General features: G+C 70.9%; 15 protein-coding genes. 7 read left to right on the top strand and 8 right to left on the bottom strand.

Translation table 11 applies throughout. The features are described 5' to 3' along the window. Positions 1-17: 17 nt before the first annotated feature. Positions 18-452, bottom strand: a complete 435-nt coding sequence (locus ACOACQ_RS14135) for a nuclear transport factor 2 family protein (protein WP_420288558.1) — start codon at positions 450-452, stop codon at positions 18-20. Beyond that, entirely contained in the window at positions 449-967 is a 519-nt protein-coding gene (locus tag ACOACQ_RS14130; RefSeq protein WP_420288557.1) for a nitroreductase/quinone reductase family protein, read from the bottom strand. Before ACOACQ_RS14130 ends, ACOACQ_RS14135 begins: the two co-directional genes overlap by 4 nt. 47 nt (positions 968-1,014) lie before the next feature. Between ACOACQ_RS14130 and ACOACQ_RS14125 the strand changes: the two genes are divergently transcribed. The 4 genes from ACOACQ_RS14125 to ACOACQ_RS14110 all read left to right on the top strand — a co-directional run bounded on the left by ACOACQ_RS14125 (position 1,015) and on the right by ACOACQ_RS14110 (position 5,171). Then, positions 1,015-1,902 (top strand): TIGR03619 family F420-dependent LLM class oxidoreductase, encoded by an 888-nt coding sequence (locus ACOACQ_RS14125; protein ID WP_420288556.1) that lies wholly within the window; start codon positions 1,015-1,017, stop codon positions 1,900-1,902. Continuing rightward, complete coding sequence (locus ACOACQ_RS14120; protein WP_420288555.1) at positions 1,903-3,063, top strand: hypothetical protein; 1,161 nt, start codon at positions 1,903-1,905, stop codon at positions 3,061-3,063. 151 nt (positions 3,064-3,214) lie between these two features. After that, positions 3,215-4,012 (top strand): SDR family oxidoreductase, encoded by a 798-nt coding sequence (locus ACOACQ_RS14115; RefSeq protein ID WP_420288554.1) that lies wholly within the window; start codon positions 3,215-3,217, stop codon positions 4,010-4,012. After that, positions 4,002-5,171 carry a sulfotransferase family protein gene (locus tag ACOACQ_RS14110; protein WP_420288553.1) on the top strand — a complete coding sequence of 390 codons (1,170 nt, stop codon included), beginning with the start codon at positions 4,002-4,004 and terminating at the stop codon, positions 5,169-5,171. The genes ACOACQ_RS14115 and ACOACQ_RS14110 overlap by 11 nt, the downstream gene beginning before the upstream one ends. 4 nt (positions 5,172-5,175) lie before the next feature. On the opposite strand, the gene yidC is transcribed toward ACOACQ_RS14110, so the two are convergent. From yidC to ACOACQ_RS14095, 3 genes are read right to left on the bottom strand one after another with little or no spacing between them, the layout of a single operon-like run. Next, the gene (gene yidC, locus ACOACQ_RS14105) at positions 5,176-5,970 is read right to left on the bottom strand and encodes a membrane protein insertase YidC (RefSeq protein WP_420288552.1); all 795 of its coding nucleotides are present in this window, start codon (positions 5,968-5,970) and stop codon (positions 5,176-5,178) included. 57 nt (positions 5,971-6,027) lie between these two features. Further along, complete coding sequence (locus ACOACQ_RS14100) at positions 6,028-6,294, bottom strand: hypothetical protein (protein ID WP_378604364.1); 267 nt, start codon at positions 6,292-6,294, stop codon at positions 6,028-6,030. 21 nt (positions 6,295-6,315) lie between these two features. Beyond that, a complete protein-coding gene (locus ACOACQ_RS14095) occupies positions 6,316-6,675 on the bottom strand; it encodes a VOC family protein (protein WP_378604361.1) in 360 nt (119 codons plus the stop codon). 114 nt (positions 6,676-6,789) lie between these two features. On the opposite strand from ACOACQ_RS14095, the gene ACOACQ_RS14090 reads away from it, so the two are divergent. After that, complete coding sequence (locus ACOACQ_RS14090; protein WP_420288551.1) at positions 6,790-7,260, top strand: hypothetical protein; 471 nt, start codon at positions 6,790-6,792, stop codon at positions 7,258-7,260. Here ACOACQ_RS14090 and ACOACQ_RS14085 read toward each other — a convergent pair. From ACOACQ_RS14085 to ACOACQ_RS14075, 3 genes are all read right to left on the bottom strand, one after another. Then, positions 7,211-8,611: a cytochrome P450 gene (locus ACOACQ_RS14085; RefSeq protein ID WP_420288550.1), complete on the bottom strand. Its 1,401-nt coding sequence runs from the start codon at positions 8,609-8,611 to the stop codon at positions 7,211-7,213. The two genes, ACOACQ_RS14090 and ACOACQ_RS14085, sit on opposite strands and share 50 nt — an antisense overlap. A 23-nt stretch (positions 8,612-8,634) precedes the next feature. Continuing rightward, the gene (locus tag ACOACQ_RS14080; RefSeq protein WP_420288549.1) at positions 8,635-11,685 is read right to left on the bottom strand and encodes a helix-turn-helix transcriptional regulator; all 3,051 of its coding nucleotides are present in this window, start codon (positions 11,683-11,685) and stop codon (positions 8,635-8,637) included. Positions 11,686-11,829: 144 nt separating this feature from the next. After that, positions 11,830-11,982, bottom strand: coding sequence for a hypothetical protein (locus ACOACQ_RS14075; RefSeq protein WP_378604346.1), 153 nt, complete (start codon positions 11,980-11,982; stop codon positions 11,830-11,832). A 119-nt stretch (positions 11,983-12,101) separates the two neighbouring features. Here ACOACQ_RS14075 and ACOACQ_RS14070 point away from each other — a divergent pair, with 119 nt between their 5' ends. Beyond that, on the top strand, positions 12,102-12,749 hold the full coding sequence (locus ACOACQ_RS14070; protein ID WP_420288548.1) for a nitroreductase family protein: 648 nt from the start codon (positions 12,102-12,104) through the stop codon (positions 12,747-12,749). Beyond that, positions 12,746-14,713, top strand: coding sequence for an ABC transporter ATP-binding protein (locus ACOACQ_RS14065; RefSeq protein ID WP_420288547.1), 1,968 nt, complete (start codon positions 12,746-12,748; stop codon positions 14,711-14,713). Before ACOACQ_RS14070 ends, ACOACQ_RS14065 begins: the two co-directional genes overlap by 4 nt. The last annotated feature ends 17 nt before the right edge of the window (positions 14,714-14,730 follow it).

The following is a 14,730-nucleotide window of genomic DNA, read 5'->3' as shown; positions in this document are numbered from 1 at the left end:
GAAATCGGGTCGGGAGATCAGAACCCGCGGGTCCAGACCACCTGTTCGTGCAGCCGGTTCGAACGCCAGCCGGCGGGCGTGCGGACGAAGTGGTGGCGGTACATCCCGCCGACCTCGACGACCCGCTCGCCGCCCTGGCCGTCCGAGATCCGCATCGGGTTGTGGAAGTACGCCGTCACGTCGGCCTCGTCGCGCGAGCCAGCGAACACGAAGTCGATCTGGGCCACGGCGTGCACGCGGTGGGCGGAGAACGCAGGCAGGTTCTCGGCGAGCCACGCCTTGACGACCGGGAAGGCGTCAGCGATCCCGCCGCTCTCGGTGTAGTCGACGTGCGCGTCGGGCGTGAAGACCGTGTCGAGGCGGTCGAAGTCACCCTCGTCGACGGACAGCGTGTAGCGGGTGATCGCGTCGGTGATCTCGGCGCGGTCGATCAGCTCCTGCAGGTCGGTCACGGGGTGCCTCCGGTGGTCGGGCCTGCCGAGACCCGCGGTTCGAGGACGACGACCGGGATCTCCCGGTCGGTCCAGGCCTGGTAGTTGTCGAAGTCGGCGTAGAGGTCGACGAGGCGCGGCCAGAGGCTCGCCCGCTCGGCGGAGTCCGCCACCCGGGCCCGCACCGCACGACGGCGCTCGCGCGGCAGGTCGACGGTCGTGTCCGGCGTGGCGACGAGGTTGTGGAACCACTGCGGGTTCTTCGGCAGTCCGCCCTGCGAGGCCACGATCACAAGGTCAGGTCCGTCCGTCAGGAAGAGCAGCGGGGTCGTGAACGTCGTGCCGCTCTTGCGCCCGACGTGGTCCAGCAGCAGCACCGGCACCGGCTTCTTCCAGCCCGCGCCGACGCGCCACTTCGCGCCGATCCGTCCGTTGGTGAGCCGGTAGACCTTCACGTTCGCCTTGGCGCCGTACTTGATGATCTTGGCGACGATCGGCTTGTCGAGACCCTCAGGCTTTGTCTTGGGCTGTCCCATGGCGCTCACTCTGGCAGAAATGTAGAACACGTTCTAGTGTGGAGCCCATGAGATTCACCTACGCCGAAGGCATGACCCAGGCGAAGTACTACGCGCCGCTCGCCCAGGCCGTCGAGGCCACCGGCTACACGTCGATGTCGGTCGCGGACAGCCTGATCTACCCGCAGGAGTCCGACTCGAAGTACCCCTACACCGACACCGGGGACCGTGAGTTCCTGCTCGGCAAGGAGTTCATCGAGACGTTCATCCTGTGCGCACAGCTCTTCGCGGTGACCTCGACCCTGCGGCTGACGCCCTTCGTCCTGAAGCTCCCGGTGCGTCCGCCGGTCCTCGTCGCCAAGCAGGCGTCGTCCCTCGCCTTCCTCTCCGACAACCGCCTCGGCCTCGGCGTCGGCCTGTCCCCGTGGCCCGAGGACTTCGCGGCCCTCGGCGTGCCGTGGGAGAAGCGCGGGAAGCGGATGGACGAGTGCATGGACATCCTCACCGGCCTCATGCAGCCCGGCGACGAGCCGACCTTCTTCGGCTACGACGGGGAGTTCTTCCAGTTCGAGCCGCTGCAGCAGTGCCCCGCCCCCACGCAGAAGATCCCGCTGCTCGTCGGCGGCCACTCCGACGCCGCGCTGCGGCGCGCCGTACGCAAGGGCGACGGATGGATGCACGCCGGCGGCGACGGCGAGGAGCTCGACCGCCTCCTCGCCCGCCTGGCGGAGATCCGCAAGGAGGAGGGCGACACCCGCGACGACTTCGAGGTGCACGTGATCTCGTACGACGCCTACACGCTCGACGGCGTGAAGCGCCTCGAGGACAGGGGCGTCACGGACTGCATCGTCGGCTTCCGGGTGCCCTACATCAAGGGCCCGGACACCGAGCCGCTCGAGACGAAGATCAAGCACCTCGAGGGCTACGCCGAGAACATCATCGCCAAGGTCAGCTGAATGTCGGCGTCGCTCGACCTCACCAGGCCGCTCCAGGAGGCGATCGCCGAGGCTGAGGAGCTGATCGCCAACGCGCCATTCATCCGGACGGAGGCGGACCGGCTCGAGGGCTATGACTACCTCGCGGGCCGGATCCGGATGGCCATGCAGACGGCGTTCGACTACGACCTCGAGCAGCCCCTCTTCATCAACCCGACCCACCAGTTCTCCCGGCAGGGCCTGGACAACCCCGACGCCATCTACTTCCACGCCTACCTGCGCGAGGGCGTCGAGTACGTCGTCCGCGGCCGCCGCGGCACCTCGGCGGACCTGTCGTTCCAGGTGATGGGCGGGACCTACAGCGCCGATTCGGCCGCGACGTCGCTGATGGCGTTCGACGAGCGCGAGCTCGAGGTGGACGGTGAGGGGAACTTCTCGTTCACCTATGTCGCGGAGCCGGGCGCGAAGACGCTGATCGTGCGCGAGGTCTTCAACGACTGGGACACCGAGGGGCGCGGGACGATCACCATCGAGCGCACCGACACCCTCGGTCGCGCCCGTCGCGAGCTGTCGGCGGAGACGCTGAAGAAGAAGTACGAGGTGGCGGCGCGGTCGCTGGTCGGCTCGATCCAGACCTGGTTCGCCTTCCCGCACTTCTTCCAGTTCAAGGAGCCGGTCAACACCCTGACCGTTCCGGCATCCACCCCTGGCGGCCTGTCGTCGCAGTTCTCCTCGATCGGGCACTACGAGCTCGCCGAGGACGAGGCGATGATCGTGACGGTCCCCCGGTGCGACGACTGCACCTATCAGGCGATCCAGATCGGGTCGGACTGGTACGCGTCGACGGACTACGAGACGCACCAGACGTCGCTGACCAAGGCCCAGGCGGTGGCTGATGCGGACGGGCTGCTGCGCTTCGTGATCTCGGAGCGCCCTCCCGGCCCCGGCGGAACACCGGTCGCGAACTGGCTGGAGACCACCGGCCACCGCACCGGCCCGATCATGCTGCGCTGGCAGCAGCTCACTCGCGACCTCACGGCTGCGGACGGACCGGCGGTCGAGATCGTGAAGGTCGGCCAGGTGCCCTCCCATCTGCCGACGCTCGCAGGGTTGTCCGAAGCGGAGTACGCCGACCGGATCACCGCGCGGCAGCGGGCGGTCGCGCGCCGCATGCTGTCCTGACCCGAGCCACTGCGGATTCATCAAGGGATGTCGCCGAACCCGCGCTTCCCACGGCGTACACACGCTGGGAAGTGCCCACTCGGCCACATACCTTGATGAATCCGCACCCAACCGGTAGACCAAAACTGAAACACGTTCTAGTCTGTCCGGCATGGTGGATCTGCTGACCGACAAGGTCATCGTGTTGTCAGGTGTCGGCCCGGGCCTCGGCCGGGCACTGGGCGAAGAGGCCGCGAAGATGGGCGCCGACCTGGTGCTCGCCAGTCGCACACCCAAGCGGCTGGAGAAGGCCGCCGAGGTGGTCCGGTCGTTCGGGCGCCGGGCCCTCGTCGTACCGACGGACATCACGGACGAGGCCGCGCGGCAGAATCTCGTCGACGCCGCGCTCACGGAGTTCGGCAAGGTCGACTGCCTGATCAACAACGCCTTCGGCATCCCGCCGATGGACCCGCTGAGCACGCTCTCGCTTGAGAGCCTCCGCGCCGCGAACGAGACCAACGTGTTCGCGCCGCTGCGCCTGTCGGCCCTCTTCGCCGATGCCCTGGCTGCGACGCCCGAGAAGGTCGGTGGCTCGGTCATCATGGTCAACTCGTGCGTCGTCTACAGCAGCCAGCCCGAGTACGCCGGCTACAAGCTGTCCAAGGGCACGCTCAAGCACATGGCGTCCTCGCTGGCGACCGAGCTCGGGCCGCGCGGGATCCGCGTCAACAGCGTCGCGCCGTCGTACATCTATGAAGACGTGAACAAGGCGTACTTCGACTGGATCGCGTCGGAGTCCGGCCGCACCCACGAGGAGGTGTACGCCGAGAAGGCCGCGCCCACCGACCTGAAGCGGCTCGCCACTCCGGACGAGGTCGCCCGCGCCACCCTGTTCCTGGCCTCGGACCTGGCGTCCGCGGTGACCGGTGTGATGCTCAACGTGGACTGCGGAGAGTTCCATGTCGACTGACGCGACCACGGAAGAGGGCCCGCGGCAGCGCGCCGATGTCGGCTCCTACGAGGACATCGCCGCAGCGGCCACCCGCACGACCGGACTGAGCGACTTCGGCGGCACGGCCCACGAGGAGGGCCTGCGCCTGCTCGTCGAGGACCTGGCCTCCCCGGAGGCCGGCCTGACGCCGGTCGGCAACTACTTCCACCGCGCCGAGGTGAAGAGCGCGCTGGTCGGCCGGTTGCTGACCGAGGCCCGCTTCACCCAGTTCCCCGAGCACGCCGACGTGACGATCGAGCGGCCGATCTTCGTGGTCGGCCTCCCCCGCACCGGCACCACCGCCCTGCACCGCCTGCTGTGCGCCGACCCCGGCCACCAGGGACTCGAGGCCTGGCTGACGGAGTTCCCGCAGCCGCGGCCGCCGCGCGAGACGTGGGAGCAGGACCCGGTCTTCAACGCGATGCAGGCGGCCTTCCAGCGCCACCAGATCGCGAGCCCCGAGTTCATGGGCATCCACTACATGGATGCGACGTCGGTCGAGGAGTGCTGGCGGTTGCTGCGCCAGACCGGCAAGTCGATCTCGTACGAGTCGCTCGCCAACGTGCCGCGCTATTCGGAATGGCTGGCCGGGCAGGACTGGACCGACGCGTACGCCCGCCACAAGCAGAACCTCCAGCTGATCGGCCTCAACGACACCGACAAGCGGTGGGTGCTCAAGAACCCGTCACACCTGGTCGGCCTCGACGCCCTGATGACGGTCTACCCGGACGCCCTGATCGTCATGACGCATCGCGAGCCGGTCACCTCGATCGCCTCCGCGTGCTCGCTGTCGGCCGAGGCCACTGCCGACACCTCGACGACCTTCGTCGGCGAGACCATCGGGAACACGCAGCTCTCCATGCTGGCCCGGTCCTGGCAGACCTTCTGGACCTCCCGCCAGAAGTACGACGACCGCCAGTTCTTCGACGTCGACTACCGCGAGTTCGTGCAGGATCCCGTCGGCACCGTCGGCTCGATCTACGAGGCGTTCGACATCGACTGGACCGACGCGGCGCGCAGCGAGGTCGTGCGGATCGACTCGGAGTCACGCACCGGCAAGGCGCGTCCCTCCCACCGCTACGACCTGTCGGACTACGGCCTCACCGAGGAGCGGGTGCGCGAGGCGTTCGTCCTCTGAGTACTCACGTCGCCCTGCGCCGGGCGGCCGGCGTCCCGGGTGTCGGGAACCAGCGCCAGACGACGACCGACTGGCCGAGCGTCCACGCCGAGTTGCAGATCCAGTAGACGAGCAGTGCCGTCGGCACGAACCCGCCGGCGACGAGCAGGCCGATCGCGGAGAGTGCCGGCATCATCTGCTGCGCCGTCGCCATCGCCTCGGGCAGCCCGTCGGTCACGGTGTTGCTGGCGACGAAGTAGCGCTGCGTGACGAAGGCCAGTCCGGCTGCCACCAGGGCCAGGCCGGCCACGACGGCGAAGTGACCCGGCCCGCCACCGAGATAGCCACGCGCCGCGAGGGGCACCGCCAGCAGGGTGGCGCTCCCCAGCGCTCCGACGAGATCGGCGTCCATCGCGCCCACGGGCGCACCACCGGCGACCTCGGCGAGCAGGTGGTAGAGCGCCAGCCAGAGCGGAACCTGGATCAGCACGGGCAGGCAGCCGAGCCGGGAGACGCCGTGCTCGGCGGAGATCCTCCGGCGCTCCTCGAGGTGTTCACGCACGCTGGCGGCGTCCTTGCGATCGCGATACCGCGCGGCGACGTCCTGCAGGTGCGGCCGGGCCCGGGCCGAGGAGTGGGCGTGCCGCACGCCGTGGACGACGAGGGGCAGCAGCGCCACCCGCACAGCCACCACGACGGTGGCGATGCAGAGCAGCCAGGTGGAACCGGAAGCGGCGTCGGCGCCGAGGTGGGTGAGGCCGGCATGGGTGGCTGCGACGAGGGCGGCCAGGGAATGCGTCAACGGGTCGAGAAGGGACATGCGTGTGCTCCTGGGGACGAGAGGGTTGGTCGGACGTGCTCGCCACAGGGGCGAGGGTCAGACCAGTCCGGGAGCGCGCGGGCGGAGCGGGTGACGCAGCGGGTCGGTGACCCGACCGGCCAGCAGGGACGGCGTCCGGTCGGAGGTGGACGCACGCGGTGGGGCCAGACAGGCAGCCGCCGTGACGGCGTACGACTGGACGACGAGGGCAGCGACCACGGCGACGGCAACGGCCGCCAGGACGACGCTCGACGGCGCATCCAGGGTCGAGGCGAGCAGCGCAGGGATGAACAGCGCGATCAGCGCACCTGCCATCCGGGTCATGCGGAGATGCTACGCCGTGCCTCAGACCACGCAGAGGCAGAACGGATGCCCGGCCGGGTCGAGGTAGACCCGGAAGGTCGTGCCCGGCTGGTGCTCGTGCTTGCGGGCACCGAGCGCGAGGACGGCACCCTCCGACTCGTCGAGGTCGTCGACATCGACGTCGAGGTGGACCTGCTGGGGCTTGTCCTGCCCGGGCCAGTCCGGAGCCTGGAAACCGTCGACCCGCTGGAAGTGGATCGCCTGGTCACCCGAGGTGATCGACGCCCAGCTGCCGTCGACATCGGGCTCCGGCGCCCAGCCGAGGATCGCGCCGTAGAACTCCGCCAGCACGACGGGGTCCGGGCAATCGATGACGAACTGGGGGTTGCGTGCGATGGCCATGCCCCGACCCTAGGCCGAATCCCCGACAACTCGCTGCACGGAATTCACGCTGTCCTCCACAGGGCCGACGGAGCGCGGTTTCACCGCGCCGCCATCTGGCCGACGCTCTCGCCCATGAACCCGACGAACCACGACATCAGCGTCGCCCTCCCGCGTCGGTGGGCGACCCGCACCGACCCCGAACGCGACGTCGTCGTCGCCGCCCGGCCACCAGTGCTGCCGCCGAGCGGCTTCCCTCCCGAGATCGTCCTGCGGTCGGTCCCCGTGGAGGCCGGTCTCGGCGCGTGGCGCGAGGACGCCATGGCTGCCCTGGACATCCAGCTCGACCGGTTCGAGGTCGAGGACTCCGACGAGTTCGACCTCGATGGGCAACCGGTCGTCTACCGCCGTTTCGCCCACCGCGTCGGGGGCATCGACGTGATCTGCGACCAGTGGGCCTGGCTGGTCGACGGCGTCGGCGTCACCCTCACGGGTTCCGTCGCGCGCGAGGATTACGCCGCCTACTGCGACGTCTTCGAGGACGTCGCAACGACGGTCAGCGTCGCCGTACCCGGATCCGCGCCCCACGCCGCGGCACGCTGGTGATGTTGCGGACCTTGGGTACGTCGGTGCCGACAGTCGTGACGTCGTACTCACGGAAGACGGCGCGGAGCACCTCGACGCCCTCCATCACGGAGAAGCCGGCACCGATGCAGCGGCGTACTCCCCCGCCGAACGGGATCCACACGTTCAGTGCCGGCACGGCAGTGTCGCCGTCGGCGAGGAAGCGCTCGGGACGGAACGCCTCCGGATCGGGGAAGTTCGACTCCTGCTGGTGGCTCATGATGATCGAGGGCCCCACGGTGGTGCCGGCGGGAAGGTCCCAACCGCCGACGGTCGTCGGCTCCATCAGCGTGCGCACCACCATCGGGATCACGGGATGCAGGCGCATCGACTCCTTGAAGACAGCTTCGAGCCAGGCGTCGTCGCCTTCGTCGACCGCGCGTTCGGTGCGGGCCCGCAGGTCGGGGCTGCGGCCGATCTCGACGAGTGCCCACGACAGCGCCGACGCCGTCGTCTCGTGGCCGGCCAGCAGCAGCGTCACCAGCTGGTCGCGCAGCTCGGTGTCGGAGAGCCCGCCGTGCTCGTCGTCGGGATCCGTCGCTGCCAGCAGGCGGGAGAGGACATCCGGTCGCTCGGCCAGGTCCGTGGCGGTACGACGTTCGCGGATCTCGGCGTACATCAGCCGGTCGAGCTCGACGGCGTTCTCGATCGTGCGGCGCCACGGGCCGAGGCGCTGGAGGCGCGGGTAGGCCCACCCGAGCAGGATCACGGGGTTGATGTCGATGATCCGCCGGACGGCGGGCCGCAGCTTCGCGAGCCGTTCCTCGTCGGTGACCCCGAAGACCACCCGCAGGATGACGTCGAGGGTCAACGCGTTCATCCGCTCGAGTGACCGGAAGGTCTGCCCCTCGGTCCAGCCGGCGACCTCGGCCGTCGCGACGTCGGACACCAGGGACCGGTAGCCGCGCAGGGCCTTGCCGAGGAACGCCGGCATCAGGAGCTTGCGGGCGCGGTGGTGCTCGGCCGAGTCCTGCAGGAGCAGCGAGTGCTCGCCCATGATCGGCCCGAGGATCGCGTTGCCCTTGCCGGCGTGGAACACCTCGGGGTCACCCGCGAAGATCTCCTTGGTCACGGCAGGCGAGGTGAACAGCACCAGCGGACGGTTCCCGGGCACGAGGTTCACGGTGTACGCGTCGCCGTACTTGCGGTGCAGCCAGGGGTGGAACTGGTGGCGGAACCGCATCAGCGCGGCGGTCTGCACCAGCGAGGGCCAGCGGGGGCCGGGCGGCAGCTGGTCCAGGCGGACCGGCGGCAACGTGGTGCCTCCCGTCCCGCTGGAGCGGCCGAAGCGGCGCATCGTCAGTGCGCGGGTGTCCTCGAGCTCAGTGGTCACGGGACGACGCTACGCCCCGGGATCTAGAGCAAGCCGTCCCGCCGCGCGATGGCGGCCGCCTCCGTGCGTCCGGCGGCACCGAGCTTGCCGAGGATGTTGGAGACGTGGACGCTCACCGTCTTCGTGCTGATGAAGAGCTGCTTCCCGATCTCGCCGTTGGACCGGCCCTCTGCGACGAGGGCAAGGATCTCCACCTCGCGGGCGGTCAGTGCCGGAGCACCGGCCACCGGTGGCGCGGCGGCACCACGCCCGCCGCCACTCTCGTGCAGGTCCCTCAGCAGCACGGTGGCACCGAGTCGCTCGGCGAGGGCCCGCGCTTCGTCGGCCTCCGCGCGGGCTTCGCTGCTGTCTCCGACGAGACGCAGGATCTGGGCGTACGCCGCCCGCACCCGGGCCTGTTCGGGCACGTGGCCGTACTTCGTGGCGGCGTCGAGGGCAGCGGCCCAGGCGGCGAGCAGCTCCTCGCGCGGCCCGGGGTCGACCCCGGCCAGCCAGCGCACGCGCTGGTGCTCGGCGACCAGGCGCGTGGACCACATCCGGCCCTCGGGGCCCCAGGTCGCACCGGTCTCGCGCAGCCACGACAGCAGGTCCTCGCCGTCGGCGCGGAGCAGGTCGGCGCGGGCCGCCAGGGTGCGGCGCTCGGCGGCGCTGGCGACGGGGATGGCGCGGGCGATGGCGCGCAGGGTCTGCGCCGCGAGTCGGACGCGGGCACCGAAGCGCTCGTGCCAGATCCGGGTCAGCACCTCGACGACGTCGTCGTAGACCGCGATGGCGGCTGCGGCATCACCGCGTCCACCGTGGACCTCGATCTCGACGCCGGCGCTGAAGACCGCGACGCCGCCTTCGTCCTCCCACAGGTCGCGCAACGCCGAGGCCCGGTCGAGCACGTCGACGCCGCGCGCCGCGAGCACGGACAGACGGGCCGGTTCGACGACGCCACGCGGGATGGCAGGGCCGGCCACGGCGTCGAGCGGTGCCACGAGGGCGAGCACCTCGTCCCACTCGCCGAGGATGTAGCGGATCCAGGTGAGCTGCCACCGGGAGTCGATGCTGAACGGCGCCCAGACGAGCCCCGCCCGGACCCCCAGGTCCAGCGCGGAGCTGAACCAGCGGACCGCCTGCTCCCACTCGCCGTCGTCCTGGTGGGAGCGCCCGAGCAACCACCGGCCGCGGATCTCGGCCTGGAAGGCGCCCGCAGTGGCAGCGTGCTCGACGGCCCGTTCGAGCGCGGCGCGCAAGGCGTCCTGGTCGGTGCCCGCAGCGGTCTTCACCCGCATCCCCGTGAGGGTGGTCCGGATGTCCGAGGCCAGCACCGGCATCGCGAGCCGCTCGGCGAGCGCGAGGGCCTCGGTGGCGTAGGCCTCGGCCTCGTCCACGGTGCCGTGGCGGTATCCGATGATCCGCGCGTGCGTCGCGAGGATCTTGGCGCGCAGCATGCTGTCGCCCTCGGGCGCCAGCGAGACGGCCTCGGCCGACAGCTCCCGCGGGTCGAGCTCGGTCTCGGTGATGGAGAGGACCTCGGCGTACTCGCTGAGCAGGCGGGCGCGCGCCGCGTTCGGGGCATCGGCGGGCAGCCGGTCGAGCTGCTGGGCGAGCAGCTGGCAGGCCCGCTGGGCGTCGCCGCCGGCGGTGAGCGCGCCGGCCGCCTTGACGACCAGCTTGGCGTGGTCGATGCCGAGGCGGGCGACCCGGTCGGGGTCCTCGAGCAGCTCGAGGGCCTGCTGGAAGTGGTCGGCCGCCTCGTCCGGACCGCCGACGGCCAGCGCTTCGTCGCCGGCCTCGATGCTTGCCGTGACGGCGCGGTCGAGGTCGGTGGCGCGGCGTGCGTGCAGGGCCAGCTCGGCGGAGCTGCCGCGGGCCGCTCCGTCGACGAGCGCCCAGACGTAGCGGGCGTGGAGCCGGACCCGTTCGCCGGGAAGCAGGTCGTCGTACACGGCCTCGCCGAGGAGGGCGTGCCGGAAGGTGTAGAAGACGCCGCCGGCTTCGAGGACGTTCATCTCGACGGCCTGGCGCATGCCGGCCTCGAACTCGTCGACCGGGAGCGCGGCGGCCGCGGCGAGCAGGTCATGGCCGACGCGGCGGCCCGCGACGCTGGCGACGCGCACGACCTGACGGGCGGCGTCGGAGAGCCGGTCGAGGCGGACCAGCAGCAGGTCGGCGAGGTCGCCCGGGACGTCGCCGTCGGCGCAGGAGCCGGACGCCACGAGCTCCTCGACGAAGAACGCGTTGCCCTCGGCCCGCTCGACGATGCGGTCGATGGAGCGGTCGTCGACCAGCGTCGGCTCGAGCTCGCGCACGAGTGCCCGGACGGCCGCCTCGTTCAGCGGACCGAGCGCGAGGCGGGCTACCTGGGGCAGCCGTGACCACTCGGCCACCTGGCGGCGCAGCGGGTGGCGGCGGTGCAGGTCGTCCGAGCGGTACGACGCCACGATCGCCACCGGCTGGGTGAACGCGCGGGTGAACAGGAAGCCGAGCATGTCGCGGGTGGACTGGTCGGCCCAGTGCAGGTCCTCGACGACCAGCAGGACGGGCGACTCGGTGGCCGCCGCTTCGAGCAGCGCGTGCACGGCCTCGAAGATGTCGCCGCGGTCGGTCGCGTGGGTGAAGTCGCCGTCGGCGTCGTCGTCAGCGACGGTGCGGGCCCGGCGGCCGGGCTGCAGTCGCGCGATGGCGGGGTGGCGCGCGGCCACCGCGTCGACCAGCTCGGGGTGGGCCGCACCGATCCGGCCGAGCACCTCGCTGAAGGGCAGGTAGGGCAGGGCGCTGTCGCCGAAGTCGAGACAGTGGCCGGCGAGCACCTGCCAGTCACGCTCGAGCGCGTGGTCGCGCAGCGCGCGCAGCAGCCGCGTCTTGCCGACGCCCGCGTCGCCGGACAGCAGCACGACCCGGCGGGACGTGCCCTCGCCGGCGGCGCGTACGGCGTCGTCGAGGACCTCGCTCGCTTCCGCGAGCTCGTCGTCACGCCCGACCATGGTCAGGCTGCTGTGTGCGGCCACGGGCACCATCATGGCGTCCCGCGCCGACAGGCGCGTGCTGAGCCTCGATCCGCCGGTGGCCGTCGTTGCGAGCGGCATCAGGCGGGTGCGATGGCAAGGCCGAGGAGCGAAGGCGCGGCAGCGCCGCGTTGAGCGACGAGAACGCCGCCAGCGTGCCTGCCTGGTGTCGCGCAGTAGGCGGACATCGGTGGATCGAGGCTCATCCCGGGGGTCAGCGCGGGCTCAGCGGGTGTGGCGCTCGACAGCGGGATCTGTCGCGGCCACGCGCCGCAGCCAGGAGGTCCGGGTCCGGCCGGACCGGCTGGCGGCGACACCGCGGACGACGCGCTCACGGCGGTATTCGTTCTCTGCGTTGAGGAAGTAGTTGTTGCTCATGTCCTAGAGGTTCGTCCCCTGAGGTAGGCCGGCACATCGGGCAAGTGCCTTAGTTCCTCGGCGCGGTGATCGGGCATGGTCCGCAGCTACCTCAGACGAGGCAGCAATAGGCTGGGCCGGTGGAGTTCTCCGAGGTCGTACGACGACGCCGGATGACGCGCGCCTACACCCCTGACCCGGTGGATCCCGGGGTGGTCGAGCGGGCGCTGGAAGCCGCCACCCGCGCACCGAGCGCCGGGTTCTCGCAGGGCTGGGCGTTCATCGTGCTGGACACCCCGGCCGCCGTGCAGGGCTTCTGGGCCGCGCAGGCCCCTGCCGCCGTCGACGGCACCCCCGATCGCTGGCTCGCCGGGATGATGAGCGCACCCGTCGTGATCGTCCCGTGCAGTCGCCGCTCTGCGTACCTGGCCCGCTACTCGGAGGCCGACAAGGCGCGGGCCGGCCTCGTCGGCGACGAGTCCCGCTGGGCGATGCCCTACTGGCACCTCGACACCGCGATGGCGTCGCTGCTGATCCTGCAGTCCGTGGCCGACGCCGGGCTGGGCAGCTGCTTCTTCGGGCTGGTCCCGGACCGTGTCGACGCCGTCCGGGAGGTGCTCGGCCTCGTCGACACGGCCGAGGAGGAAGCGCCACACCCCATCGGCGCCATCACGATCGGCCACCCGGCCCCCCGCACCACGGGTGCTGCAGGATCGGCGAGCCGGCGGCGTCGTACTCCGTGGGAAGAGGTGGCGCACCGCGGTCGCTGGGGTGCCGGGTTCGCATGAGGCCCAGCCCGAACATCACGCACCTGTCGCCCGACGAGCTGCGCGGCAACCAGAAGGTCCTCCCCCGGGTCGCCCGGCTGCTGCGGCCCTACCGCGGCAAGATCGTGCTCGTCCTCGTCGCCGTGGTGGTCGCGGCGGCCCTGCAGTCGGTGGTGCCGTTCCTGACCCGGGCGGTGTTCGACGACGCCCTGTTCCCGCTCGACGGCGGCCCGCCACGCCTGCAGCTGCTGGCGTGGCTGGTCGCCGGCATGTGCATCCTGCCCGTCGTCACGTCACTGATCGGCATCGGGCAGAACTGGCTGACCTCGACCATCGGGAACTCCGCGATGGCCGACCTGCGCGGTGACCTGTTCGAGCACCTGCAGCGGATGGAGCTGGCGTTCTTCACCGCCACCAAGACCGGCGCGATCCAGTCCCGGCTGTCCAACGACGTCGCGGGCGTCCGGACCGTCCTGACCGACACCGCGACCACGATCGTGCAGAACTCCGTGACCGTCGCCGCGGCGTTCGCCGCGATGGTCGTGCTGTCGTGGCAGCTCACGATCCTGACGCTGGTCCTGATGCCGTTGTTCGTGTTCCTGCAGCTGCGCGTCGGCCGCCGCCGGCAGCGGCTGGCGCGGCGCACCCAGGAGTCGCTGTCGGAGATGACCGCGATCACCGAGGAAGCCCTGTCGGTGAGCGGCATCCTGCTCGCCAAGGTCTTCAACCGCTCCGAGTCGGAGGTCGACCGCTACCGCGAGGCCAACCACCGCCAGACCCGCCTGCAGGTGGAGCAGGCGATGACCGGCCGCTCGTTCTTCGCGGTCGTGCAGACGTTCTTCGCGATCACGCCGGCGCTGATCTACCTCGCCGCGGGGTGGATCATCACCGGATCGGTGCCGGCCGGCGAGGACACGCTGACCGCGGGCACGCTGGTCGCGTTCACCACCCTGCAGGGCCGTCTGCAGATGCCGTTGCTGCAGCTGATGCGGGTGTCGCTGGACGTGCAGACCTCGCTGGCGCTGTTCCGCCGGATCTTCGAGTACCTCGACCTCGAGCCCGCGATCACCGAGCGCCCCGGTGCCATCACGCTCGAACCGGACCGGCTCCGCGGACGGGTCGAGTTCCGTGACGTGCGCTTCCGGTACCCCGAGCCGCGCTCCCTGTCCGGCACCGTCAACCGCGACCGGTTCGGCGACACGGGCGTCCGGATCGGCGGGGACCCACGTGCGGAGGGCCCGGACGCGGGGCCGACCTGGGCGCTCGACCACGTCTCGCTGGTGGTCGAACCGGGCGAGCTGGCCGCCATCGTGGGTCCCTCGGGGAGCGGCAAGACCACGGCGACGTACCTCGTCCCGAGGTTCTACGACGTCACCGAGGGTGCCGTCCTCATCGACGGGCACGACGTCCGCGACCTCACCCTGTCCTCGCTCGCCGACGCGGTCGGGATGGTGACGCAGGAGCCCTACCTCTTCCACGGCACCATCCGCGACAACATCGCCTACGCTCGGCCCTCCGCGACCGCCGAGGAGATCGAGCAGGCCGCCCGCGACGCCAACATCCACGACCGGATCCTCAGCTTCGCGGAGGGCTACGAGACGATCACCGGCGAGCGCGGCTACCGGCTCTCCGGCGGCGAGAAGCAGCGCCTCGCCATCGCCCGGGTGCTGTTGAAGGACCCGGCCATCCTGATCCTCGACGAGGCCACGTCGGCCCTGGACAACGAGACCGAGCGACTCGTCCAGGAGGCTCTGGAACGCGCCACCCGCTCGCGAACCACCATCGCCATCGCCCACCGCCTGTCGACGATCCGCTCGGCCGACGTGATCTTCGGCCTCGAGGACGGCCGCCTGGTCGAGCGCGGCACCCACGACGACCTCATGGCCGCCGGCGGCCTCTACAAGAGGTTGTACGACGAGCAGTTCTCCCGCGTCCCGCTCCCCACCGGTGCCGGCGATCCCCGACGGGCCGACGTCCCGCTCTAACGCGGTTCGTCCGACTC

Origin of the sequence: Nocardioides sp. CPCC 206347, assembly GCF_048654605.1 — a bacterium.
GTDB lineage: Bacteria > Actinomycetota > Actinomycetes > Propionibacteriales > Nocardioidaceae > Nocardioides.
Note: the sequence above shows the minus strand (reverse complement) of the source record. Positions and strands in the feature narration are given on the sequence as shown.

Coding starts and splice junctions, on each gene's coding strand:
- ACOACQ_RS14080 (WP_420288549.1), bottom strand. CDS start 11,685: ATGCCGCTCGCAACGACGGCCACCGGCGGATCGAGGCTCAGCACGCGC.
- ACOACQ_RS14065 (WP_420288547.1), top strand. CDS start 12,746: ATGAGGCCCAGCCCGAACATCACGCACCTGTCGCCCGACGAGCTGCGC.
- ACOACQ_RS14090 (WP_420288551.1), top strand. CDS start 6,790: ATGAACCCGACGAACCACGACATCAGCGTCGCCCTCCCGCGTCGGTGG.
- ACOACQ_RS14130 (WP_420288557.1), bottom strand. CDS start 967: ATGGGACAGCCCAAGACAAAGCCTGAGGGTCTCGACAAGCCGATCGTC.
- yidC (WP_420288552.1), bottom strand. CDS start 5,970: ATGTCCCTTCTCGACCCGTTGACGCATTCCCTGGCCGCCCTCGTCGCA.
- ACOACQ_RS14075 (WP_378604346.1), bottom strand. CDS start 11,982: ATGAGCAACAACTACTTCCTCAACGCAGAGAACGAATACCGCCGTGAG.
- ACOACQ_RS14095 (WP_378604361.1), bottom strand. CDS start 6,675: ATGGCCATCGCACGCAACCCCCAGTTCGTCATCGATTGCCCGGACCCC.
- ACOACQ_RS14100 (WP_378604364.1), bottom strand. CDS start 6,294: ATGACCCGGATGGCAGGTGCGCTGATCGCGCTGTTCATCCCTGCGCTG.
- ACOACQ_RS14110 (WP_420288553.1), top strand. CDS start 4,002: ATGTCGACTGACGCGACCACGGAAGAGGGCCCGCGGCAGCGCGCCGAT.
- ACOACQ_RS14125 (WP_420288556.1), top strand. CDS start 1,015: ATGAGATTCACCTACGCCGAAGGCATGACCCAGGCGAAGTACTACGCG.
- ACOACQ_RS14120 (WP_420288555.1), top strand. CDS start 1,903: ATGTCGGCGTCGCTCGACCTCACCAGGCCGCTCCAGGAGGCGATCGCC.
- ACOACQ_RS14115 (WP_420288554.1), top strand. CDS start 3,215: ATGGTGGATCTGCTGACCGACAAGGTCATCGTGTTGTCAGGTGTCGGC.